This window comes from Lentzea sp. NPDC058436 (genome assembly GCF_042721515.1).
GTDB lineage: Bacteria > Actinomycetota > Actinomycetes > Mycobacteriales > Pseudonocardiaceae > Lentzea.
On the sequence record NZ_JBHXLF010000011.1, the window covers coordinates 73,846 to 95,417 of the forward strand.

General features: G+C 69.4%; 22 protein-coding genes and 1 pseudogene. 12 read left to right on the forward strand and 11 right to left on the reverse strand.

Features of this window, described 5'->3' with window-relative positions; translation table 11 throughout:
- Positions 1–1,191 carry an acyl-CoA dehydrogenase family protein gene (locus tag ACFWN2_RS31165; RefSeq protein WP_382433487.1) on the forward strand — a complete coding sequence of 397 codons (1,191 nt, stop codon included), beginning with the start codon at positions 1–3 and terminating at the stop codon, positions 1,189–1,191.
- 6 nt (positions 1,192–1,197) lie between these two features.
- Here ACFWN2_RS31165 and ACFWN2_RS31170 read toward each other — a convergent pair whose 3' ends face one another.
- A complete protein-coding gene (locus ACFWN2_RS31170) occupies positions 1,198–1,596 on the reverse strand; it encodes a molybdopterin-binding protein (protein ID WP_382433489.1) in 399 nt (132 codons plus the stop codon).
- Between the two features lie 30 nt (positions 1,597–1,626).
- Positions 1,627–2,592, reverse strand: coding sequence for an aldo/keto reductase (locus ACFWN2_RS31175; RefSeq protein ID WP_382433491.1), 966 nt, complete (start codon positions 2,590–2,592; stop codon positions 1,627–1,629).
- Positions 2,593–2,769: 177 nt separating this feature from the next.
- Between ACFWN2_RS31175 and ACFWN2_RS31180 the strand changes: the two genes are divergently transcribed.
- On the forward strand, positions 2,770–3,675 hold the full coding sequence (locus ACFWN2_RS31180; RefSeq protein WP_382433493.1) for a polyprenyl synthetase family protein: 906 nt from the start codon (positions 2,770–2,772) through the stop codon (positions 3,673–3,675).
- On the opposite strand, the gene ACFWN2_RS31185 is transcribed toward ACFWN2_RS31180, so the two are convergent.
- Positions 3,615–4,520: an NADP-dependent oxidoreductase gene (locus ACFWN2_RS31185; protein WP_382433495.1), complete on the reverse strand. Its 906-nt coding sequence runs from the start codon at positions 4,518–4,520 to the stop codon at positions 3,615–3,617. The genes ACFWN2_RS31180 and ACFWN2_RS31185 overlap by 61 nt on opposite strands.
- 136 nt (positions 4,521–4,656) lie before the next feature.
- On the opposite strand from ACFWN2_RS31185, the gene ACFWN2_RS31190 reads away from it, so the two are divergent.
- On the forward strand, positions 4,657–5,907 hold the full coding sequence (locus ACFWN2_RS31190) for a LuxR C-terminal-related transcriptional regulator (protein WP_382433497.1): 1,251 nt from the start codon (positions 4,657–4,659) through the stop codon (positions 5,905–5,907).
- Positions 5,908–6,140: 233 nt separating this feature from the next.
- On the opposite strand, the gene ACFWN2_RS31195 is transcribed toward ACFWN2_RS31190, so the two are convergent.
- A complete protein-coding gene (locus ACFWN2_RS31195; protein ID WP_382433499.1) occupies positions 6,141–6,482 on the reverse strand; it encodes an iron chaperone in 342 nt (113 codons plus the stop codon).
- A gap of 136 nt (positions 6,483–6,618) precedes the next feature.
- Here ACFWN2_RS31195 and icmF point away from each other — a divergent pair, with 136 nt between their 5' ends.
- Positions 6,619–9,837, forward strand: coding sequence for a fused isobutyryl-CoA mutase/GTPase IcmF (gene icmF / locus ACFWN2_RS31200; protein ID WP_382433501.1), 3,219 nt, complete (start codon positions 6,619–6,621; stop codon positions 9,835–9,837).
- Here icmF and ACFWN2_RS31205 read toward each other — a convergent pair.
- Both ACFWN2_RS31205 and ACFWN2_RS31210 read right to left on the reverse strand, forming a co-directional pair.
- Positions 9,834–10,523, reverse strand: coding sequence for an MOSC domain-containing protein (locus ACFWN2_RS31205; protein WP_382433503.1), 690 nt, complete (start codon positions 10,521–10,523; stop codon positions 9,834–9,836). The genes icmF and ACFWN2_RS31205 overlap by 4 nt on opposite strands.
- Positions 10,520–10,954 carry a nuclear transport factor 2 family protein gene (locus tag ACFWN2_RS31210; protein WP_382433505.1) on the reverse strand — a complete coding sequence of 145 codons (435 nt, stop codon included), beginning with the start codon at positions 10,952–10,954 and terminating at the stop codon, positions 10,520–10,522. Before ACFWN2_RS31210 ends, ACFWN2_RS31205 begins: the two co-directional genes overlap by 4 nt.
- 117 nt (positions 10,955–11,071) lie before the next feature.
- Here ACFWN2_RS31210 and ACFWN2_RS31215 point away from each other — a divergent pair, with 117 nt between their 5' ends.
- A complete protein-coding gene (locus ACFWN2_RS31215; RefSeq protein WP_382433507.1) occupies positions 11,072–11,572 on the forward strand; it encodes a CGNR zinc finger domain-containing protein in 501 nt (166 codons plus the stop codon).
- A 111-nt stretch (positions 11,573–11,683) separates the two neighbouring features.
- Positions 11,684–12,841, forward strand: coding sequence for a hypothetical protein (locus ACFWN2_RS31220; protein ID WP_382433509.1), 1,158 nt, complete (start codon positions 11,684–11,686; stop codon positions 12,839–12,841).
- 32 nt (positions 12,842–12,873) lie between these two features.
- Here ACFWN2_RS31220 and ACFWN2_RS31225 read toward each other — a convergent pair whose 3' ends face one another.
- Entirely contained in the window at positions 12,874–13,530 is a 657-nt protein-coding gene (locus ACFWN2_RS31225; RefSeq protein ID WP_382433511.1) for a hypothetical protein, read from the reverse strand.
- Positions 13,531–13,687: 157 nt separating this feature from the next.
- On the opposite strand from ACFWN2_RS31225, the gene ACFWN2_RS31230 reads away from it, so the two are divergent.
- Positions 13,688–15,253 carry a GAF domain-containing protein gene (locus ACFWN2_RS31230; protein ID WP_382433704.1) on the forward strand — a complete coding sequence of 522 codons (1,566 nt, stop codon included), beginning with the start codon at positions 13,688–13,690 and terminating at the stop codon, positions 15,251–15,253.
- 17 nt (positions 15,254–15,270) lie between these two features.
- Here ACFWN2_RS31230 and ACFWN2_RS31235 read toward each other — a convergent pair whose 3' ends face one another.
- Positions 15,271–15,921 (reverse strand): response regulator, encoded by a 651-nt coding sequence (locus ACFWN2_RS31235; protein WP_382433513.1) that lies wholly within the window; start codon positions 15,919–15,921, stop codon positions 15,271–15,273.
- Positions 15,922–16,005: 84 nt separating this feature from the next.
- Here ACFWN2_RS31235 and ACFWN2_RS31240 point away from each other — a divergent pair.
- A pseudogene (locus ACFWN2_RS31240) lies at positions 16,006–16,419 on the forward strand (universal stress protein); the annotation flags it as partial.
- Positions 16,420–16,800: a universal stress protein gene (locus tag ACFWN2_RS31245; RefSeq protein ID WP_382433706.1), complete on the forward strand. Its 381-nt coding sequence runs from the start codon at positions 16,420–16,422 to the stop codon at positions 16,798–16,800.
- On the opposite strand, the gene ACFWN2_RS31250 is transcribed toward ACFWN2_RS31245, so the two are convergent.
- Positions 16,787–17,344, reverse strand: coding sequence for a YceI family protein (locus tag ACFWN2_RS31250; RefSeq protein ID WP_382433515.1), 558 nt, complete (start codon positions 17,342–17,344; stop codon positions 16,787–16,789). The genes ACFWN2_RS31245 and ACFWN2_RS31250 overlap by 14 nt on opposite strands.
- 94 nt (positions 17,345–17,438) lie before the next feature.
- Here ACFWN2_RS31250 and ACFWN2_RS31255 point away from each other — a divergent pair, with 94 nt between their 5' ends.
- Positions 17,439–17,972, forward strand: coding sequence for a MarR family winged helix-turn-helix transcriptional regulator (locus tag ACFWN2_RS31255; protein ID WP_382433517.1), 534 nt, complete (start codon positions 17,439–17,441; stop codon positions 17,970–17,972).
- On the opposite strand, the gene ACFWN2_RS31260 is transcribed toward ACFWN2_RS31255, so the two are convergent.
- Entirely contained in the window at positions 17,877–18,821 is a 945-nt protein-coding gene (locus ACFWN2_RS31260) for a GlxA family transcriptional regulator (protein WP_382433519.1), read from the reverse strand. The two genes, ACFWN2_RS31255 and ACFWN2_RS31260, sit on opposite strands and share 96 nt — an antisense overlap.
- A gap of 71 nt (positions 18,822–18,892) precedes the next feature.
- Here ACFWN2_RS31260 and ACFWN2_RS31265 point away from each other — a divergent pair, with 71 nt between their 5' ends.
- On the forward strand, positions 18,893–19,042 hold the full coding sequence (locus ACFWN2_RS31265; RefSeq protein ID WP_382433521.1) for a hypothetical protein: 150 nt from the start codon (positions 18,893–18,895) through the stop codon (positions 19,040–19,042).
- Positions 19,043–19,209: 167 nt separating this feature from the next.
- Here the strand turns inward: ACFWN2_RS31265 and ACFWN2_RS31270 are convergent, their stop codons facing one another.
- Positions 19,210–20,355 (reverse strand): citrate/2-methylcitrate synthase, encoded by a 1,146-nt coding sequence (locus tag ACFWN2_RS31270; protein WP_382433523.1) that lies wholly within the window; start codon positions 20,353–20,355, stop codon positions 19,210–19,212.
- A 51-nt stretch (positions 20,356–20,406) separates the two neighbouring features.
- Here ACFWN2_RS31270 and ACFWN2_RS31275 point away from each other — a divergent pair, with 51 nt between their 5' ends.
- Complete coding sequence (locus tag ACFWN2_RS31275) at positions 20,407–21,519, forward strand: citrate synthase (protein ID WP_382433525.1); 1,113 nt, start codon at positions 20,407–20,409, stop codon at positions 21,517–21,519.
- Positions 21,520–21,572 lie beyond the last annotated feature (53 nt).

Consider the following 21,572-nt stretch of genomic DNA (forward strand, 5'->3'; position numbering starts at 1 on the left):
ATGGACCGCCTGGAAGACCAGCTGACCGCCGACTTCTACGACTACGAGGCGCTGCTGAGCGACGAGGAGCGCAAGATCCTGCTCGGCGCCCGCGAGTTCATGACCACCGAGATCAAGCCGATGGTCAACGAGGCCTGGGGCAAGGGCGAGTTCCCGCACGAGCTGATCGGCAAGTTCCGCGGCGCCGGCCTCACCGCGCTGTCCTACGAGGGCTACGGCGAGCACCCCGCCGCCGTCAGCAACCTCCTCACCGGCATGCTCGCGATGGAGATGACCCGCACCGACGCGTCGGTCGCGACCTTCTTCGGTGTCCACAACGGACTCGCGATGTACTCGATCTACTCGGGCGGTTCGCAGGAGCAGCGCGACCGCTGGCTGCCCGCCATGGCCGCGATGGACAAGATCGGCGCGTTCGCCATGACCGAACCGCTCGGCGGCTCCGACGTGGCCGGTGGCATGCGCACCACCGCGAAGCGCGACGGCGACACGTGGGTGCTCAACGGCGCCAAGAGGTGGATCGGCAACGCCACGTTCGCCGACTACGTGGTGGTGTGGGCCCGCGACCTCGACGACGACCAGGTCAAGGGTTTCGTGGTGGAGAAGGGCATGCCCGGCTTCGTCGCGGAGAAGATCGAGGGCAAGATCGCGTTCCGGATCGTCGAGAACGCGGAGATCACGCTGACCGACGTGCGCGTGCCGGAGGCGAACCGGCTGCAGAACATCAACTCGTTCCGGGACGTGGCCGAGATCCTGCGCGCCACCCGCGGCGGCGTCGCGTGGCAGGCGCTCGGCGTGATGATCGGCGCCTACGAGCTCGCCCTGGACTACGCGAAGGAGCGCGAGCAGTTCGGCCGCCCGATCGCGCGTTTCCAGATGGTGCAGGACAAGCTGGTGCAGTCGCTCGGCAACATCACCGCGTCGTGGGGCATGCTCGTGCAGCTCGCCCGCTTGCAGGACGCGGGCATCTTCAAGGACGAGCACTCGTCGCTCGCGAAGGCGTACGTCACCTCCCGCATGCGCGAGGTTGTCGCGTGGGCGCGGGAGATCTTCGGCGGCAACGGCATCGTGCTGGAGTACGACGTGGCCCGCTTCTTCGCCGACGCCGAGGCGATCTACTCGTTCGAGGGCACCCGCGAGATGAACACGCTGATCGTCGGCAAGGCGATCACCGGTGAGAGCGCGTTCGTCTAGAGATTCCTAGGCCTCGGGGATCTCGACGACGACGTGCGTCGACTTGATCGAGGCCATGGCGACGCTGCCGACCTCCAGGCCGAGCTCGTCCGCGGACTCACGGCTCATCAGGGACGTGACGCGGAAGGGCCCGGCCTGCATGTCGACCTGGGCCATGACCCCGTCCTTGAGGACGCGGGTCACGATGCCCTTCATGCGGTTGCGCGCCGAGGCCGCCACCGTCGCACCCGGCTCGGCCACGTCGGTCATCTTCTGGGCGAACGCGGCGAGCTCCGTGCCGCTGACGCCCTTGCGCCCGTTGTCGAGGACGACGGACGCAAGGCGGCCCTGGTCGATCCACCGGCGCAGGGTGTCGTCACTGACCCCGAGCAGCGCGGCGGCCTCGCTGATCCGCAAGTTCGGCACGAGCGGCAGTGTAGCTCCGCTTTTGCCGGATCAGGAGTGACCGGCGATGCGGTGCGGCTGGTAGCCGGACTCCAGCCGCCGCACCTCCTCGTCGGTGAGCTCGAAGTCGAGCGCCGCCAGGGCGTCGTCGAGCTGCGTGGGCTTGGTGACGCCGATGATCGGCGCCGTCACCACCGGGTTGCGCCGCAGCCACGCCAGCGCCACCTGGGCCGTCGACACCCCGCGGGCGGCGGCGACGGCGGCCACCTCCTCGACGATCGCCCGGTCGGACTCCAGGTACAGGGTGGACCCGAACTCGTCGGTCTCGGTGCGGGCGGTCGTGGCGTCCCAGTCGCGGACCAGGCGGCCGCGCGCCAGCGGGCTCCACGGGATCACGGCGACCCCCTGGTCCGCGCAGAACGGCAGCACCTCGCGCTCCTCCTCGCGGTAGAGGAGGTTGTAGTGGTTCTGCATGGACACGAACTTCGTCCAGCCGTTCGCCTTCTGCGTGAACAACGCCTTCGCGAACTGCCACGCGTACATGGACGACGCGCCGATGTACCGCGCCTTGCCGGACTTCACGACGTCGTGCAGCGCTTCGAGCGTCTCCTCCAGCGGGACGGTGCTGTCGAAGCGGTGGATCTGGTACAGGTCCACGTAGTCCGTGCCGAGCCGGCGCAGTGAGTTGTCGATCTCGGCGAAGATCGCCTTGCGGGACAGCCCCGCGCCGTTGGTGCCGTCGTGCATGCGGCCGTTCACCTTCGTCGCGAGGACGATCTCGTCGCGTCGCGCGAAGTCCTTCAACGCCCGTCCGGTGATCTCCTCGGACGAGCCGTCGGAGTAGACGTTCGCGGTGTCGAAGAAGTTGATGCCTGCGTCGAGGGCGGCCTTGACGAACGGCCGGGACTCCTCCTCCGGCAGGGACCACGAGTGGTTGCCCCGCTTCGGATCGCCGTAGCTCATCATGCCGAGGCAGAGCTCGGACACGTCCATGCCGGCGAGCTTCGTGTAGCGCACTGTCAGCCTCTCAGGGAAAAGACCATCACGGTCGGGTGATGGTGGCGACAACCCGTTCAACATCAACGTAGTCCCGCTCGCCGGATCGTGCCTCTGTTGGACACGTCCGTGGCTATCGGCCCGGATTGCCTGACCAGCGGGTTTAGCGTCGTTTTCCCGGGGTCTGAGAGAACGCGCATGACGAGCACCGACCTGGTCGCACCGCCGCACGTGCTGGAGCGCGCCCGTGCCGCCGTCGAGCCGTTGCTGCGGGCCGCACTGGAGGAACTTCCCGGCGAAACACGCGAAGTGGTCGAACGCGGTCTCGCGCGGCAGGACTTCTCGACGGCCGCGTTCGTACTGCTCTCCGCCGAGGCGTTCGGGGACACCGACGTGGCTCTGGTCGCCCTCGCGATGGAGTTCGCGCACCTGCACGAACAGCTGCACGCGGACCTGATGACGCGGGGGAGTCTGCGGGAGACGTTCGGTGCGGACCGGGTCGTCTCGGCGGCCGACGCCCTGCTCTCACTGGCCTTCGCGCGGCTCACCAAGCCGGGGGTGATGATCCTCAACGTCGCGCTGATGTCCGTTGTGGACGGTTATGTCCAGGAGATCGGGATGGACGAACGCGACGACGTGGACATGTCCGAGCACCTGGGCGTGGCGGCGGCCAAGCACAGCTCGATCACCGCCGCCGCGTGCGAGCTCGGCGCGCTGGCCGCCGGGGCGAGCGCGAGCCAGGCCGGCCACCTGAGGCAGTTCGGTGACGACATCGGTCTGGCGCGCAAGCACGTGGACGACGTCCTGGTCCCGCATTCCGGCCGCACGCTGCCGGTGGTGGCCGCTGCGGCTGCCGGGATTACGGTCGACGGCGGGCGGAAGTGGTGCGAGCAGCAGGCCGACCTGCTGCTCGCCCGCGCCCTGAACCACCTGCGGCAGTGCGGTCCGGGGGCGCGGGCGGCGCAGGAGCTGACCGGGCTCGCCAGGGAGGTCACGGCGGCCAGGCTCGTGCCGGCCGTGCCCGCCCAGGCGAGCGCGGAGACTCACTCCGACGGGCGCAGCACCACCTTGCCCGCCGCGTGCCCGGTCTCGACCAGCTCCTGAGCCTTGGCCGCGTCGGCCAGCGGCAGGCTCTGCGTGACCCGGACGGTGAGCTTGCCGTCGACCACCTGCTGGGCGTACTCGGCGAGCCGTGAGCCGAACGGCGCCCCGCCACCGGAGAACGTGACACCGAGGTCGGCGGCCGAGGGGTCGGCGATGGTGACGATCCTGCCGGTGCTGCCGACCAGGTCGATCGACAGCGGCAGGTCGCCCTGGCCCGCGGCGTCGTACACGGCGGTGACGCCCTGCGGCGCGGCGGCGCGGACCCGGTCGCCGAGCCCCTCGCCGTACGCGACCGGCACGGCGCCGAGCGAGCGCAGGTACTCGTGGTTGGCGGGGGAGGCGGTGCCGATGACCGTCGCGCCCCTGGCCACCGCGAGCTGGACGCCGACGGCACCGACGACGCCCGCCGCGCCGTGGATCAGCAGCGTGTCGCCCTCGCCGACCTCCAGCAGGTCGAGCACGCGGACCGACGTCTCGACGGCCGTCGGCAGTGCGGCGGCGGTGTCCCACTCGAGGTCGGCGGGCTTGAGGGCGAAGTCGGTCGACAGCGCGTACTCGGCGTACCCGCCGGTGACGGGCCATCCCAGGACCGCGTCGCCGACCGCGACACCGGTGACGTCCTCGCCGACCTCGTCGACGATGCCCGCCACCTCCAGTCCGGGCGTGATCGGGAACGGCGGCGTCATCGGCGGCATCCAGCCGTTGCGGATCTTGTGGTCCAGCGGGTTGACCGCCGCGGCGACGACTTTCAACCGCACCTGTCCCGGACCGGCGTGCGGCTCCTCGACCTCGGTCAGGCCCAGCACCTCGGGTCCGCCGAACTCGCTGTAGGTGATCGCCTTCATCTTCGGGCTCCTTCGTCGTTTGGTTGACATGTCAACTCTAGCGACGGTGCGGAGTGGGGGTGTCCCTCACTTCGGCTAGTTCCGGCTGGTCTTTCGGCTAGCCGGGCACTGCTCTTCGCGGACTACGCTCGACGTCATGGACCTCCAGAAGGCCGCCCAGGTGATCCAGGCGCCGCTGAGCGAGACGCTGCCGCAGCTGTCGGCGGTGCTCGCCGAGGCCATTCCGCACGCGGCGATCGCCGAGCTGTCCAACTGCTCGTTCGCGCCGTTCAAGTTCCGCGGCGAGTCGCCGTCCGTCACGATCACCGACCTCGCCGCGCTGCGCTCCCTGGTGCCCGAGCGGGGGACCTGGCAGGGCCCGGCGCACCTGGCCGGCGTGGACGTCCCCGTCGTGGTGCTGGTGAGCGCCGTCTCCGAACCGAGCGCGATGCTCGTGCTGCTGCGCGCCGACGACACACCCGTTCCGTTAGAGGCTCTAACATCCGCGAACGCCCTGTGGGATGTCGTCACAGCGCACATGGAGGGCCTGCGCAACGAGGCCGTGCCCGCCACCATCGCCGTGTCGCGCGCAGCGGCGGCGGCACGTGCCGTGGCCATCTCCGACCTCAGCGACGCCTACGGCGCCTCGTTGAGCTCCATGCTCGGCGTGCTGCGCGACCGTGACGTGGACGATCCGACGGCCCGTTCGCGCGCCGTCGACCTGGCCGTGACCGCGCTGGTCGAACTGCGGGCGCGAGCCGACCTCGACCGCGCGCAGACCGAGGAGCGGGCGGGTGACGCGTTCGAACGGCTCGCGGAGTCGCTGCGGCGCGTCCTGCGCGGCCGGGACGTGCGCCTGGACCTCGGCCCGCCCGGCGCGGAGGAGGGCGCGGACCGCGTGGTGCCGACCGAGGTCTCCTCGACGGCCGCCGCGGTGGTCCGCTCGACCGTGCACGCGATGCTGGACGACCAGGGCAGCGTCAGCCGCGTCCACATCGGCTGGAAGATCACCGGCGCGGTGCTGCGGGCGACCGTGCGCGACGACGGCCCCGGCACCCTGTCCTGCGGCAGCCTCGACCTGCGCCGCGTCCCGGAACGCCTCGGCCCGATCGGAGGCAAGGTGGAGGTGGACGCCGTTCCGGGCTGGGGCGCGACCGTCGTGATCGAGGTGCCGCTCGGCCCGCCGGAGACCCCGCGCGAGGACCCGCTGACCGTGCTGGGCGCGCGGGAGCTGGAGGTGCTGGGGCAGCTCGCGCGCGGCCGGCGCAACCGGGACATCGCCGGTGACCTGCACATCAGCGAGTCGACGGTGAAGTTCCACGTGGCGAAGATCTTGGAGAAGCTCGGGGTGGGGTCGCGTGGGGAGGCGGCGGCGCTGGCGCACGAGTGGGGAGCGGCGGCGCGCTAGAGGGCGGGCTCGGCTCGCCGCGCAGGGCGCTGGAGGGGAGGGAGCCGCGCTTGAGGGCGGACAGTCGCGCTGGAGGGGAGGGGGCCGCGCTGGAGGAGAGCGGGGCATTGCTGGATAGGAGCGGGGCCACGTTGGAGGGCGGGCAGCCGTTGGCGGGTTGTCAGGTGGCTTAGCGGGCCATACGGGGTGTACTGGAGCGAGATGCTCGGCGCCGCCGCCCCCGGCACACCTCGCTAGCCGATCTCACCCATCCGCTGCCGCACCAGGTCCCGCACCACGTCCTCGGGCAACGGCGTCTCCGGCGTGAACCGGACCGTCCCCTTCGACAGCGAGAACCCGGCCAGCCGCTCGCGCACCACGTCCACCGCGGCGGGACTGAACGGGAACACGGCCAGGTGATTTTTCGCCGCCTTGAACCCCATCAGCGGCTTGCCCTTCACGCGCAGCACGGCCATGCCGTAGCTCGTGCCCTGCTCGGCGTCCGGCGCCCACTTCTCCGCCAGCACGCGGATCCGTTCGAACGCGGCCCGCGCCGGAGCGTCGAGGCTCGCGAAGTAGTCGTCAACGTCGGCCATGCGCGCACGTTACCGGGGAGAAGTGCTCCGCGAGCGATCCTGTGGCAGGTGGCCCCAGGATGGTTCTTCCTGCTCGATACAGAGACCTGGACCACGGTCGGTTGCACGTCCAATAGTAGGAAGTCAAACTATTCTCATGACGACCCCCTCCGCGCCCACGCTGCACAAGCCGGTGAACCCGGTGCGCTTCGTGACGGCGTCCAGCCTGTTCGACGGCCACGACGCCGCGATCAACATCATGCGGCGCATCCTGCAGTCGCAGGGTGCGGAGGTCATCCACCTCGGTCACAACCGGTCGGTCGCGGAGGTCGTCGACGCGGCGATCCAGGAGGACGCGCAGGGCATCGCCATCAGCGCCTACCAGGGCGGGCACGTCGAGTACTTCTCGTACCTGGTCGAGCTGCTGAACGAGCGCGGCGCCGGGCACATCCGGGTCTACGGCGGCGGGGGTGGCGTGATCGTCCCCGAGGAGATCGAGCTGCTGCACTCGCGCGGGGTCGCGCGGATCTTCTCGCCGCAGGACGGGCAGACGCTCGGCCTCGCCCGGATGATCAACCTGATGATCGAGGAGTGCGACCACGCGCTCACCGAGCCGTTCAGCCACGACGCGCTGCTGACGGGAGCCGACGAGGCCCTGGCGCGCGCGATCACGCACATCGAGGCCGGCACCGCCGAGCCGCTGGACACCACCCGCAAGGTGCCCGTCCTGGGCATTACGGGCACCGGTGGCTCGGGCAAGTCGTCGCTGACCGACGAGCTGGTGCGCCGGTTCCGGCTCGACCAGCAGGACAAGCTGCGCATCGCCGTGCTCGCCGTCGACCCGACGCGCCGCCGTGGTGGTGGCGCGCTCCTCGGTGACCGCATCCGCATGAACTGCCTCGACGGTGACCGCGTGTTCTTCCGTTCGCTGGCCACGCGCCGTGCGGGCAGCGAGATCCCGGACGGCCTGGAGCAGTCCATCGTGGCGTGCAAGGCCTCTGGCGCGGACCTGGTCATCGTCGAGACGCCCGGTATCGGTCAGGGTGACGCGGCCATCGTGCCGTTCGTCGACTTCTCGCTGTACGTGATGACGCCGGAGTTCGGTGCCGCGTCGCAGCTGGAGAAGATCGACATGCTCGACTACGCGGACGCCGTGGCGATCAACAAGTTCGAGCGCCGCGGTGCCGAGGACGCCCGTCGTGACGTCGCGCGGCAGATGGTGCGCAACCGCGAGGCGTTCGGCGTGAAGTGGGAGGACATGCCGGTCTACGGCACGTCCGCCGCGACGTTCAACGACGACGGCGTGACGGCGCTGTACCAGTTCCTGCGCGACGGCCTGATCGAGCACGGCCTGCACACCGAGGACGGCGCGCTCGTCGCGGTCGCCGGCAAGACGTCGACCTCCGCGTCCACCGTCGTGCCCGCCGCCCGCGCCCGCTACCTGTCCGACATCTCGGACACCGTGCGCGGCTACCACCGCAGGACCGACGAGCAGGTCGCCGCGGTCCGCACGCACAACCAGCTCTCCGGTGCGCAGAAGGCGCTCGAAGCAGCGGGCAAGGGCGTCACCGACATCGCCGAACTGGTGTCCGACTCCGAACGCAGGCTCGACCGCGACACGACGGACCTGCTGCAGGCGTGGCCCGCGACCGTCGAGCAGTACTCCGGCGACGAGCTCGTGTTCAAGGTGCGGGACAAGGAGATCCACACCCGTCTGACGCGGGAGACGTTGTCCGGCAACCAGGTCCGCCGGGTCAGCCTGCCGCGCTACGACGACGAGGGTTCGCTGCTGCGGTTCCTGCGCAAGGAGAACCTGCCGGGCTTCTTCCCGTACACCGCCGGCGTCTTCCCGTTCAAGCGCGAGGGCGAGGACCCGGCGCGCATGTTCGCGGGCGAGGGCGACGCGTTCCGCACCAACCGCCGCTTCAAGTACCTGTCGAAGGGCAACCCGGCCACCCGCCTGTCGACGGCGTTCGACTCGGTGACGCTCTACGGCCGCGACCCCGACACCCCGCCGGACGTCTACGGCAAGATCGGCACCTCCGGCGTCTCCATCGCGTCGCTCGACGACATGAAGGCGCTCTACGACGGCTTCGACCTCGTGGCGCCGACGACGTCCGTGTCGATGACGATCAACGGCCCGGCGCCGACGATCCTCGCGTACTTCCTCAACACCGTGATCGACCAGCAGGTCGGCGTCTTCACGGAGAAGGAGGGGCGCGAGCCGTCCGCGGAGGAGCACGCGAAGATCAAGGCGTTCGCGCTGGCCAACGTCCGCGGCACCGTGCAGGCCGACATCCTCAAGGAGGACCAGGGCCAGAACACCTGCATCTTCTCCACGGAGTTCTCGCTGCGCATGATGGCGGACATCCAGGAGTGGTTCATCCAGCAGCAGGTGCGCAACTTCTACTCGGTGTCGATCTCCGGCTACCACATCGCCGAGGCCGGGGCGAACCCCATCAGCCAGCTCGCCTTCACGCTGGCCAACGGTTTCACCTACGTCGAGTCGTACCTGGCGCGCGGCATGAACATCGACGACTTCGCGCCGAACCTGAGCTTCTTCTTCTCCAACGGCATGGACGCGGAGTACAGCGTCATCGGCCGCGTCGCGCGCCGCATCTGGGCCGTGGCCATGCGCGACCGCTACGGCGCCGCGGAGCGTTCGCAGAAGTTCAAGTACCACGTGCAGACCTCGGGCCGTTCGCTGCACGCGCAGGAGATGGACTTCAACGACATCCGCACGACGCTGCAGGCTCTCTGCGCGCTGTACGACAACTGCAACTCCTTGCACACCAACGCGTACGACGAGGCGATCACCACCCCCACCGAGTCGTCCGTCCGCCGTGCGATGGCCATCCAGATGATCATCAACAAGGAGTGGGGCCTCTCCGCGAACGAGAACCCGCTCCAGGGCTCGTTCGTCATCGACGAGCTGACCGACCTCGTCGAAGAGGCCGTGCTGATGGAGTTCGACCGCATCTCCGAACGCGGCGGCGTGCTCGGCGCGATGGAGACCGGCTACCAGCGCGGCCGCATCCAGGACGAGTCCATGCTCTACGAACAGCGCAAGCACGACGGCTCGCTGCCGCTGGTGGGCGTCAACACCTTCCTGCCGGAGGACGGCACGCGCGAGGTCGTGAAGATCGAGCTCGCCCGCGCCACCGAGGAGGAGAAGGAGTCGCAGGTCGACCGCACGCGTGCGTACCAGTCGGCGCACCGCGACGAGGCCCAGAAGGCGTTGGCACGCCTGCGTGAGGTCGCGCAGACGAACGAGAACGTGTTCGCCGTGCTGATGGACGCGGCGCGCGTGTGCACGCTCGGCCAGATCACCGAGGCGTTCTTCGAGGTGGGCGGCCAGTACCGCCGCAACATCTAAACGGCGTAGGGCCGGCCGACGATCCACCCGCCGACGCGGTCGGGGAGCTCGTCGGTCGGCACCAGCCCGACCGGGTCGCCGACGTTCACCACGCCCGGCCGCACCACCCAGCTGTCGAGGCACAGCACGCCGCCGAACTCGTGCCGGATCCGGCGGTGCACGTCCAGGTCCTGCACGCCGGTGTCGGGGTCGATCGTCGTGACCACGCACCGGGCGCGCTTCTGGTACATCCCGATCACCACGTCCCCGACGACCAGCGCGTGCCCAGGCCAGGAGTCCTCCTCGCCGGCCTCGACACCGCCGATGAGGATGTTCGGCCGCAGCCGCCGCACGTCGACACCCGCCGCCTCGACCTGGCCGTCCGTGGCCACCAGGACGTTGAGCACGTCGAACCGCTCCGGGCCGGTGTAGCGGGTCAGCCTGCCGCCGAACGGGAGCACCTTCTCGTGCGCCTGCCAGCTGTCCCACGGGTGTCCGTCCACCAGCGGGCCGTCCGGGCCGGTGCTCGCCGGGATCGTGAGCAGGCCGTAGCGGGTGCGGCCGGTCAGCACCCCGCGCGGGCCCTGCACGTGCACCAGACGGTCGCCCTCCACGCCGTCGGGCGTGAACGTGGTCTGCTGGATCTCCTCGCCGCCCAAGGACTTCACCGGGAAGCGCCACAACGCTTTGACGTGCACGTTCGTCACACCGCCGGGATCTCGTCGGTGGAGCTCGGGTCGACGCGGCGGTCGGACTCGGCGATCTTGACGTCGTTGATGCTCGCCTCGCGCCTGCGCATCAGGCCGGACTCGGCGAACTCCCAGTTCTCGTTGCCGTAGCTGCGCCACCACTGGCCCTCGTCGTCGTGCCACTCGTACTGGAAGCGCACGGCGATGCGGTCGTCTCCGAACGCCCACAGCGACTTGCGCAGCACGTACTCGTGTTCGCGCTCCCACTTCTTCGTCAGGAACGCGACGATCTCGTCGGTGCCCGTGACGAACTCGGACCTGTTGCGCCACACCGAGTCCGGCGTGTACGCGCCGGCGACGCGCACCGGGTCCTTGGTGTTCCAGGCGTCCTGCGCCGCCTGGACCTTCAGGCGGGCGGTCTCGGCGGTGAACGGAGGTGCGAGCTTCACGACGGTCCTTCCAACGGTTGGGCGACTCTGCAAACGTTAGAACGTTGGACTAACGGATGCAAGCCTGTGTTACCGTTAGATGTGCTGACGCCCGACGAGCCGCGACCGGTCCTGCTGATGAACACCGTCTGGGCCAATCGGTCGCAGCTGCACGACGACCTGACGACTGTCGGTGGGCTTCGCGAGTTCCTGGGCGTTCCGGCGGACGAGGCCGATCTGGAGGCGTTTCTGGCGTTGCGGCGGGCACTGAGAGATCTCGCGGGCGTGCTGACCGAGGACACGCGCCCGATCGCGCAGGACCGTGACCTGCGACGGGCCGTGGCGGAGGTCAACCGTGCGGCGCGCAGTGCGCCGCGGTGGCCGCAGCTGACCGTGCACGACGGAGAACTCCTGCGGCACAACGAAAGCGAGGGATCACTCGCGGATCGGGAACGGGCCCTGATCGCGGCCGAGGCGGTCGAGCTGTTCACCGGACAGGACCGCGTTCTGCTGCGCGCCTGTCACGCGCCGGGCTGCGTGCTGTACTTCGTGAAGGACCACCCGAGGCGTGAGTGGTGCTCGCCGTCGTGCGGCAACAGGGCCCGCGCGGCACGCCACTACCGGCGCAACCGGGGGTGAATTCCCTGGTCCGAACGGGTTTTCCTGATCGGCAGGGGTAAACATGAGCCGCGCCAGTTCCGATTGTACGGACAACAGTTGGGCGCGTTTTGTGTGTGGTGGTGATCCACGATGTCCCGAGAAACCGTGCCAGGGCACGACATCGGCTATCACCTCGTCTGCTTCGACGAGACGGGCAACGAGCGAGGGCGCGACAGCGCGGACGTGCTGTACGACGCCCGCCGCGGTGTCACCGATGTCTTCTTCTTCATACACGGGTGGAACGGCGACGTGCCGGCCGCCCGCGAGCAGTACGGGCGGTGGGTCGCGACGATGGCCGACTGCCGGGCCGAACGTGAAGCGGCACACCGGCTTCCGGGCGGTTTCAAGTCCCTCCTCGTCGGCCTGCACTGGCCCTCGAAGGCGTGGGGCGACGAGGACGTGCGGTCGGACGAGTTCATCAAGGCCCAGGCCCAGCGCCTGGGCGGAGGTGCCGGGCGCACGGCCGCGGTGCGCACGATCGTCGAGGCCGCGCGGCAGCACCCGTGCCGGATGTCGGCCGCGGTCAAGCAGGCCTACGACTACCTGGAGAGCTCGGTCCCCGACCTGCCGGGCGAGGACGGGATGGAGTTCGACCCCGAGCAGCTCTACCGGGCGTGCCTGGAGGATCCCGCGCTGGGCGGGATCCTGTCGCCGCTGCGGATCCTGACGTTCTGGAAGATGAAGCGGCGCGCCAAGGTGTTCGGGGAGAGCGGGGCCGCGCGGATCGCCCGCGAGGTCGCGCAGGCGGCACCGAACGCGCGCGTGCACCTGATGGGCCACAGCTTCGGCTGCATCACCGCCACCGCCATGGCGAACGTGGTGCCCGCCGCGACGCTGACGCTGGTGCAGGGCGCGATGTCGCTGTGGTCGTTCGCGGAACGGCTGCCCGGCGAACCCGGCTCCGGCTACTTCCGCGGCGTGCTCGGCCGCGTACCCGGCCCGATCATCGTCACCACGTCCTCCAACGACTACGCCATCGGCAGGTTCTACCCGCTGGCCGCGCGGTCGGGCCGTCAGGTCGACCTGGACTCCTACCCGAAGTACGGTGGGATCGGCTCCCACGGCGTGCAGGGCACCTACGCGCACGGCCACCAGATCGGTTCTCCCGGCGAGCTGTCGCGCGGGCAGGTGCACAACGTCGACTGCACGTCCGTGATCCGCCGCATCGACGGGATCGCGGGCGCCCACAACGACATCTGCCACCCGGAACTGGCCAGGCTGCTGTGGAAGGCGGTGATCGCCCGCTAGGGGCCTGTGCCGAAGTCCGATCCGCGACGGCCCTAGTCCGCCGCGGACCCCAGCCGCAGCACCATCTGCGGTACCAGAGTGTTGCCGAGCAACGGGCGCAGGTCCGCTCGCAACGCGGACGGACTCACCTGCGCGGGCGTGGGGGAGACGCAGAACCCCACCGTCCCGGCGGTGAGGATCACGCGTTGCATCGCCTGTCCCGCACGGATTTCCGCCGCCGAGCCCTGGTTGAACGTGCACAGCACGAGCTCGGTGCCGTTCTTGATGTGCAGCCACGCGCGTTCGACCTCGGCCGCCCGCGACAGCAGCCCGCGCCACGCGGCCAGTTCGGGGAACGTCGTCCACGTGCGACGGTTCGTGCGCAGGGCGTGCAGCAGCGCCAGGACGTCCGGGCTCGGCTCCTGGTAGCCGCCGAGGCGGATGGCCGCGGCGGCGTCGTTCGCGCTCGGTCCCGGCAGCAGCGTCACCAGTGGACGGATGCCGTGCCCCTGCAGGGCCAGCCGGACGTTGAGCAGCGCGACCCCGCAGGCGAGTCGTGCGTCGCGGCTGTGCGGGGTGGCCGTGTGCAGTTCGATCTGCTCGGGGCGGACCTCGAAGCGCACGCCGGAGACCGAGGCTCTCGCGAGCGCGAGGACGCCGCGCACGTCCTCACCCGCCAGTCCGAGTGAGCCGGGTACGGCGATCGTCATGTGCTCACTGTCCGACCGGCGACGTAGATCGACCACGGTCGAAGGTCCCCACTTGCTAGGGCCGTCGGTTGGGCGAAAGTGTGCGAATCTAGGCGGCGTGCCTGACGCGCCCGGTCGCCGCGACCTCGACGAGCTGCTCGACGAGGTGCGCGGCCGCATGGACGAGATCGTCACCACCCGCGACCACATGCAGGAACTCCTCGACGCCGTGCTCGCCGTCGCGTCGGGTCTGGAACTCGAGTCGACCCTGCTGCGCATCGTCCAGGCCGCCGTCGACCTGGTCGGCGCCCGCTACGGCGCGCTGGGCGTGCTCGGCACCCGCGACGACCTGTCCCAGTTCCTGCACGTCGGTGTCGACGACGAGACGCGCGCGTCCATGGGCCGCCTGCCGGAGGGCAAGGGCCTGCTCGGGCTGTTCATCAAGGATCCGGCGCCACTGCGCCTGCGCGACCTCTCGCGGCACGAGATGTCCGTCGGCTTCCCGCCCAACCACCCGCCGATGCACAGCTTCCTCGGCGTGCCCGTCCGCGTGCGCGACGAGGTCTTCGGCAACCTCTACATGACCGAGAAGATCGGCGCGGCCGAGTTCACGGCCGACGACGAGGCGGTCCTGCAGGCGTTGGCCGCGGCCGCCGGCATCGCGATCGAGAACGCCCGCCTGTTCGAACGCTCCCGCATGCGCGAACGCTGGCTGGAGGCCATCGGCGAGGTCAACTCCGAACTGCTGGGCGGCGCGTCCGGCGAGTACGCGCTGCGCCTGATCACCCAGCGCACCGTGGAGCTGGCCGGCGCCGACTCCGCACTGGTCGCCCTCGGCGACGGCCGCCACACACCGCTGTCCGTCGTCGCCAGCGCGGGCGTGAAGTTCGACTTCGCCGAGGCCGACCACGCCGTGGACGAGGTGATCCGCTCCGGCGTCCCCCTGCTGGTGGACGGGGACTCGGCGTCCGACCCCGTCCTGGCCGTCCCCTTGCGCTCGGAGATGGGCGTCACAGGGGCCCTCGTCGTGCTGCGGCGAGCGGGCGGGACACCGTTCCTGCCGGACCAGGTCCCGATGCTCGCGTCGTTCGCCGACCAGGCCGCCGTCGCCCTGGAGTTCGCCGAACAGCAACGCTCCCAACGCCTCCTGGACGTCCTGGAGGACCGCGACCGCATCGCCCGCGACCTGCACGACCACGTGATCCAGCGGCTGTTCGTCACCGGCCTCACGCTGCAGGCCACCATGCGCCGCATCACCGAACCCGAGGTCGCCGCCCGCCTGCAGACCGCCGTCGAACAGCTCGACGAGACCGTCCGCGAGATCCGCACGTCCATCTTCGACCTGCACTCGACCGACAACACCTCGTTGCGCCGCCGCCTGCTCGACCTCGTCGCGGGCCTCACCGAGGCGACACACCTCAAGCCCTCGATCCGCATGTCCGGCACCGTCGACAACTCCGTGCCACCAGAACTCGCCGAACACGTCGAGGCCGTGGTCCGCGAGGCCGTCACGAACTGCGTGCGGCACGCCTCCGCCACCGACCTCACCGTGCTCATCGACGCCGGCTCCGAGGTCGTGATCACCGTGCAGGACAACGGGATCGGCATCCCGGCCGACGCGGCGCGCAGCGGTCTGCGCAACCTGGCCCACCGGGCGGCGAAGTTCGGCGGGTCGTTGGAGGTGCGCGTTCCCGACGGCGGTGGCGCCTGCGTGGTGTGGCGCGTGCCGTTGCCCGTCACGTAGTCACGGGGTTGCCGGAGTCAGCGGGGCTTGTCGCCGTCCTTGCGGAACTGCGAGGCGAACACGGCCGCCTGCGTGCGGCGTTGCATGCCGAGCTTCGCCAGCAGGTGCGAGACGTAGTTCTTGACCGTCTTCTCGGCGAGGAACATGCGCTCGGCGATCTGGCGGTTCGTGAGGCCCTCGCCGATGAGGTCGAGCACCGTGCGCTCCTGCTCGCTGAGCATGCGCAGCGGGTCGCCCTCCTCGCGTTCGCGGCGAATCCTGTTGAGCAGTGCGGAAGTCGTGCGGGCGTCCAAAAGGGACTGTCCCGCTGCGACGGTGCGCACCGCGTTGACCAGGTCCGCGCCCAGGATCTGCTTGAGCACGAAGCCGGAGGCACCCGCCATGATCGCGTCGAACAGGGCCTCGTCGTCCGCGAAGCTCGTGAGCATCAGGCACTGCAGGCCGGGTAGCCGGCTGCGGAGCTCTCGGCACAGCTCGATGCCGTTGCCGTCGGGCAGCCTGATGTCGAGCACCGCCACGTCGGCCTCCGCGGTCGGCGCCTTGGCCAGGGCCTCCGCGACCGAGGCGGCGTCGCCGACCACCACGAGATCGGACTCCTCGCCGAGCAGGTCCGCGATGCCGCGGCGGACGATCTCGTGGTCGTCGACGAGGAAAACACGCGTCGCCATGGGGGTCACGGTAGCCCAAAGTCCCTGGCATGAGGGGACCTACGGCACGCGGCTCACTGCGACGATCGGGCCTATTTTGGGATCATGAGCGGTCTTCCCGTTGTCGTCGGTGTCGACGGATCCTCGTCCGCGCTCGCAGCGGTGGCGTGGGCTGCGCGGGCTTGTGTGTTGCATGGTGCGCCGTTGCGGTTGGTGCACGCCTATACGTTGCCTACGCGCGGTTATCCCGAGGTCATCTCATCGGCGCGTGACCTGCGCTCGGCCATGTACGACCAAGGGCGGATGTGGCTTTCTCAGGCCGTTGCTGTTGCACGGGCGGAAGCGCCTGACGTGCCTGTGGAGCACGACCTGCGCATGGAGCACCCCACGCCCGTGTTGCTCGCGGAGTCTGCACGCGCACGAGAAGTGGTGGTGGGGTCACACGGACTGGGCGGGTTCACCGGAGCGTTGGTCGGCTCTACGGCCGTTGCGCTGTCGATTCACGGTGAGTGTCCCGTGGTGGTGGTGCGGGGAAACCAGCACGACGGGCCCGTGGTGGTGGGTGTCGACCTCTCGCCCGAGTCGGACCCGGCCATCGGCTACGGGTTCGAGGAGGCGGTGGCGTCCGGGGTGCCGCTGGTGGCGGCCATGGCGGACGGCGGCGAAACGCCCCTGAACGCGCGAATGTCCGGGTGGCTGGAGAAGTACCCGGACGTCGCGGTGGAGCAGGTGGTGGGGGAGCGGCCGATCCCGTTGCTGCTGGAACTGGGGCAACGGGCCGGGCTGCTCGTCGTCGGGTCACGGGGGCGTGGTGGCTTCGCCGGGATGCTGCTCGGTTCTACCTCGCAGGCCCTGATCTACCACGCCCCGTGCCCGGTGGCCGTGGTCAGGCCTGCTTGATGGCCGAGATCTCGAACTCGAGGACGACCTTCTCGCTGACCAGCACGCCGCCGGCCTCGAGCGCCGCGTTCCAGCTGACGCCGTAGTCCTTGCGGTTGATGGTGTGCGAGCCCTCGAAGCCCACGCGGGTGTTGCCGAACGGGTCGACGGCCACGCCCTCGAAGGCGAACGGGATGGTGATGTTCTTGGTGACGTCCTTGATGGTGAGGTCGCCGGAGATCTCGAAGTTGTCGTCGTCGATCTGCTTCGCGGAGGTCGAGACGAACTTGATCTCGGGGAAGGTCTCGACGTCGAGGAACTCGTTCGTCGTCAGGTGGCCGTCGCGCTGAGCGTTGCGGGTGTCGATGCTCGCGGACTTGATGGTCACCTCGGCGGTGGTGTTCTCGGGCTTGTCGCCGTCGACCTTGATCTTGCCGTCGAACTCGTTGAACGCACCACGAACCTTGGTGACCATCGCGTGGCGGGCGACGAAGCCGATGCGGGAGTGCGAGCCGTCGATGACGTAGTCGCCGGTCAGTTCGGAGAGGTTGGTGGCGGTGGTCATGGTGTCAAGTCCTTCGGTTGCTCGATTTGGTTGAAGTGTCATCCACCCTGCCCGAACGTGGATGATGTGTCAACTATTCCCGTATGCTGAACCGGTGACACGATGGTTGGAACCTGAGCAGCAGCAGGCGTGGCGTGCCTACGTCCGCATGCAGGGGGAGCTCAATGCGCATCTGAGCAGGCAGATGTCGGTCGATTCGGACATCTCGATGGCCGACTTCGCCGTGCTGGTGCAGCTCACCGACACGCGTGACGAGCGCGTGCGCGTGTTGGAGCTCGCACGGTCGTTGAACTGGGAGAAGAGCCGTATCTCACATCACGTCGCACGGATGGAGAAGCGCGGCCTGGTGCGGCGGGAGAGTTGCGGCAGCGACGGGCGCGGGTCGTTCGTCGTGCTGACGGACCTGGGTCGCTCCGCGATCGAGGAGGCCGCGCCGGCGCACGCCGAGATGGTGCACAAGCTGGTGTTCGACCAGCTCACGGCCTCCGAGGTGACGGCGCTGCGGGAGATCTCGGAGAAGATCTTCTCGCGTCTAACGACAGGAGAATGTGCGGCGGTAGTCGCTCGGTGCGACGCCGACGACGCGATGGAAGTGGTGCCGGAGGAGAGCGGCTGTCCCGAAGCCTGACCTGGTCGCGACCGCGTCGACGTCCAGGTCGGTCTCCTCGAGCAGCCTGCGCGCGTGCAGCACCCGCTGCAGCGACAGCCACTTGTTCGGAGTGGTGCCGGTCTCCGCGGCGAACCTGCGCGCGAAGGTCCGTTCGGACATGACGGCGAGCTTCGCCATCGTCGCCACCGTGTGGTTGTCCGCGATCGTGTCGAGCACCCGTTCCAGCACCGGCTCCAGGCTGTCGGAGCTGCACTCCGGGATCGGAAGCTCCACGAACTGCCGCTGACCGCCGTCGCGCTGCGGTGCCACGACCATCCGGCGCGCGATGGTGTTGGCGATCTTCGTGCCGAGCTCCCGGCGCACCAAGTGCAGGCAGGCGTCGATGCCCGCTGCCGTGCCGGCGCTGGTGATGATGTCGCCGTCGTCCACGAACAGCACGTCCGCGTCGAGCCGAGCCTTGGGGAAGCGTTCTTTGAACGTCCGCGCCTCACGCCAGTGCGTCGTGCAGTGCCGGTCGTCGAGCAGTCCGGCCGCACCGAGGATGAACGCTCCGCTGCACACGCTCAGCAGCGTCGCGCCGGTCTCCCTGAGCGCCTTGACGAGCTTCTCCGGGTACTCGTCGCGGACGTTTGCGGCCGGTAGCGCGACGAGGTCGACGCTCTGCAGCGCGTCGAACCCGTGCTCCGGCGTGATGCTCACGCCGCGGACGCTCGTCGGCACCGGCTCGTTCGGGATCTCCCCGCACACCCGGAAGTCGACCAGCGGCACGCCCTCCTCGGTCCGGTCGACGCCGAACACCTCGCAGAGCAGGCCGAACTCGAACGGCGCGACGCCGTCGATGAGGGGTACCGCCACCGATCGCAGCATGGCAGGATTTTAGCGCGCACCGTCAGATCTGCCACTGTTGGCGGGATATTGCCGAGCGCAAACTTACTGACATGACTCTTGCAGCGATCGTCCTGGCAGTGGCAGCACTCTCCGTCTGGCTCGACCGGCACCGCGACCGCACCGCCGGCCTGGCAGGCTCCTCCGACGTCAACGACCGCGACCGGGTGCGGGTGCGCGACGACCTGCGGTACCTGACCTGATCGGCTTGGTTGGGTGGTCCGGTGTTGGGTGGTCCAGTGTTGGGTGGTCCAGTGTCGGTTGGCTCAGCGGTGGGTGGCCAGCGGTGGGTGGTCCGGCGTACGGCGGCCTGGCGTACGGCGGCCTGGCGTACGGCGGCCTGGTGTTGGGTGGCCTGGTGTTGGGTGGCTCAGCGTTCGGCTGTCTGGGGTTCGGCGCTCCTGGGTTCGGTGATCCGGGGTGCCGGGCCCGTGTAGCGGGCGACCGGGCGGATGATCTTCGTGTCCTCGGACTGTTCGAGGGCGTTGGCGCACCACCCGATCACGCGGCTGCACGCGAACGTCGGCGTGAACATCTCGCGCGGGATGCCGCACTGCTCCATCAGCACGCCCGCGTAGAACTCGACGTTCGCGTACAGCTGCCGGCCGGGCTTCAGCTCGGCCAGCAGCTCCGTGACCCTGCGCTCGACCGTCACGGCGAAGGTCGTGAGCTCGGTCGGCTTCTCCAGCGCGATCTCCCTGAGCAGCCGTGCCCGCGGGTCCTCTGTCCGGTAGACGGCGTGGCCGAACCCCATGATCCGGTCGCCCTGCTCGATGCGCTCCCGCACCCACGTGTCGATGTTGTCCGGTGACCCGATGAGGTCCAGTGCCTCTAGTGCACGGTCCGGCGCGCCACCGTGCAGTGGTCCGGAGAACGTCCCGATCGCCGCCGTCACCGCTGACACGACGTCCGCTCCGGCGCTTGCGACCACGCGTGCTGTGAACGTTGACGCGTTGAAGCCGTGGTCGATCGTCGCGATCAAGTACTGCTCTACTGCACGGCTCGTCCATGTTGACGGCTCCAGTCCAGTCAACATGTACAACCAGTTCGCCGACGTGGACAAATCAACCCTGGGGTTGACGGGGTCAAGTCCGAGCTTGATCCGGTGCAGTGCGGCGAGGATCGTCGGCGTCATCGCGCTGACCTTGAGCGCGTCCGCCTTGCGGTCGCTCATCGGCGCGTCCCACATCGGGCGGCTCGGCACCATCGACAGCGCGGTCCTGAGTCCGGCCAGTGCCGTGCAGCCCGACCGCGCGATCGCGGGCAGCACCTCCTGGACCGCCGCGGGCAACTCGCGCAAACCGGCCGTGTGGCGCGCGAACTCCGCGGACTCGTCCGGGTTCGGCAGCCTGCCCTCGGCGAAGAGGAACCACACGTCCTCGAACGACCGGGTCCTGGCCAGTTCGATCGCGTCGTGCTCGCGGTAGTGGTAGTAGCCCGCGGCACCGTTCACGTCCCCGATCAGGGTCGACGTGACGACGACGTCTTTAAGCCCTTTGGGTGCATCAATCAACATGCACAACAGGCTCCGTCAACATGTCTTGTACAGTCAACGTTGATGGAATCAATGTTGACGACGAATCAAGCTGCTCGCCGCCTGGGCGTGAAGCCGGCGACGGTCTACGCGTACGTCAGCCGCGGACTCCTGACCAGCACGAAGGTGAACCGCGCGAGCATGTTCGGGGTCGCCGAGGTGGAGGCCCTGGCCCAGCGCACTGGTGCGCGCGGAGCAGTGGCCGCTGTGACGGATCGCATCCGCACCCGCATCTCTCTCCTGGAGAACGACCAGCTCCACTATCGCGGCAGGTCCGTCCCCGCGCTCGCCAGCAGCAAGCGCTTCGAGGACGTCGCGCACTGGCTGTGGACCGAGATCGACTCGGAGGGCATGCAGTTCCCCGAGGGCCAGGAGATCTGGATGGCCCTCCCCGACAGCGCCACCCTCACCGACCGGGTCCGGGTGGCGATCGCCCTCGCGAGCGTCGGCGACCCCCTCCGCTACGACCTGGACCGAGCCGTCACCACGGCCAAGTCCCTGATCGCGGACGTCGTCGAGTCACTGCCGCTGGTGGGCCGCCCCCAGGGCACCGACATCGCCGAACGCCTGTGGGCCCGACTCTCCCCGGAGCCCCCGCGGACGGACCTGCTGAACGCCGCCCTCATCCTGCTCGCCGACCACGACCTGGCCATCTCGACCATGGCCGCCAGGGTCGCCGCCTCGGCCCACGCCCACCCGTACGCGGTCGTGTCCGCCGGAATGGGCGCACTCGAAGGCCAGAAGCACGGCGCCGCCCCCACGATCGCGTACCGCTTCCTGCTGCAGGCGGAGTCCGACCCGATGGGCACGCTCGCCGAGCACCTGCGGTCAGGCCAGCCGATCCCGGGTTTCGGCCACCGCGTCTACCAGTCCCGCGACCCCCGGGCCGACCACCTGCTCGCCCTGCTCCGCAGCCACGGCGACCTCGTGGTGGACAAGGTGATGGGCACGCAGTTGCACTCGTTCCCGAACATCGACCTGGCGCTGGCGCAGTTCGCGCTGCTGTTCAAGATGCCGGCGGACGCGGGCGAGGCCATCTTCGCGATCGCGCGGATCGTGGGGTGGGTCGCGCACGCGATGGAGGAGTACCGGGAGCCGGGGCTGCGGTTCCGGACGATGGGGTTGTACACGGGCGACCGGCCGTAGCCGGGCGCGGTCCGCCCCCTTGGCGGTGGCGATTCCGGGGCGAGACGTGGACC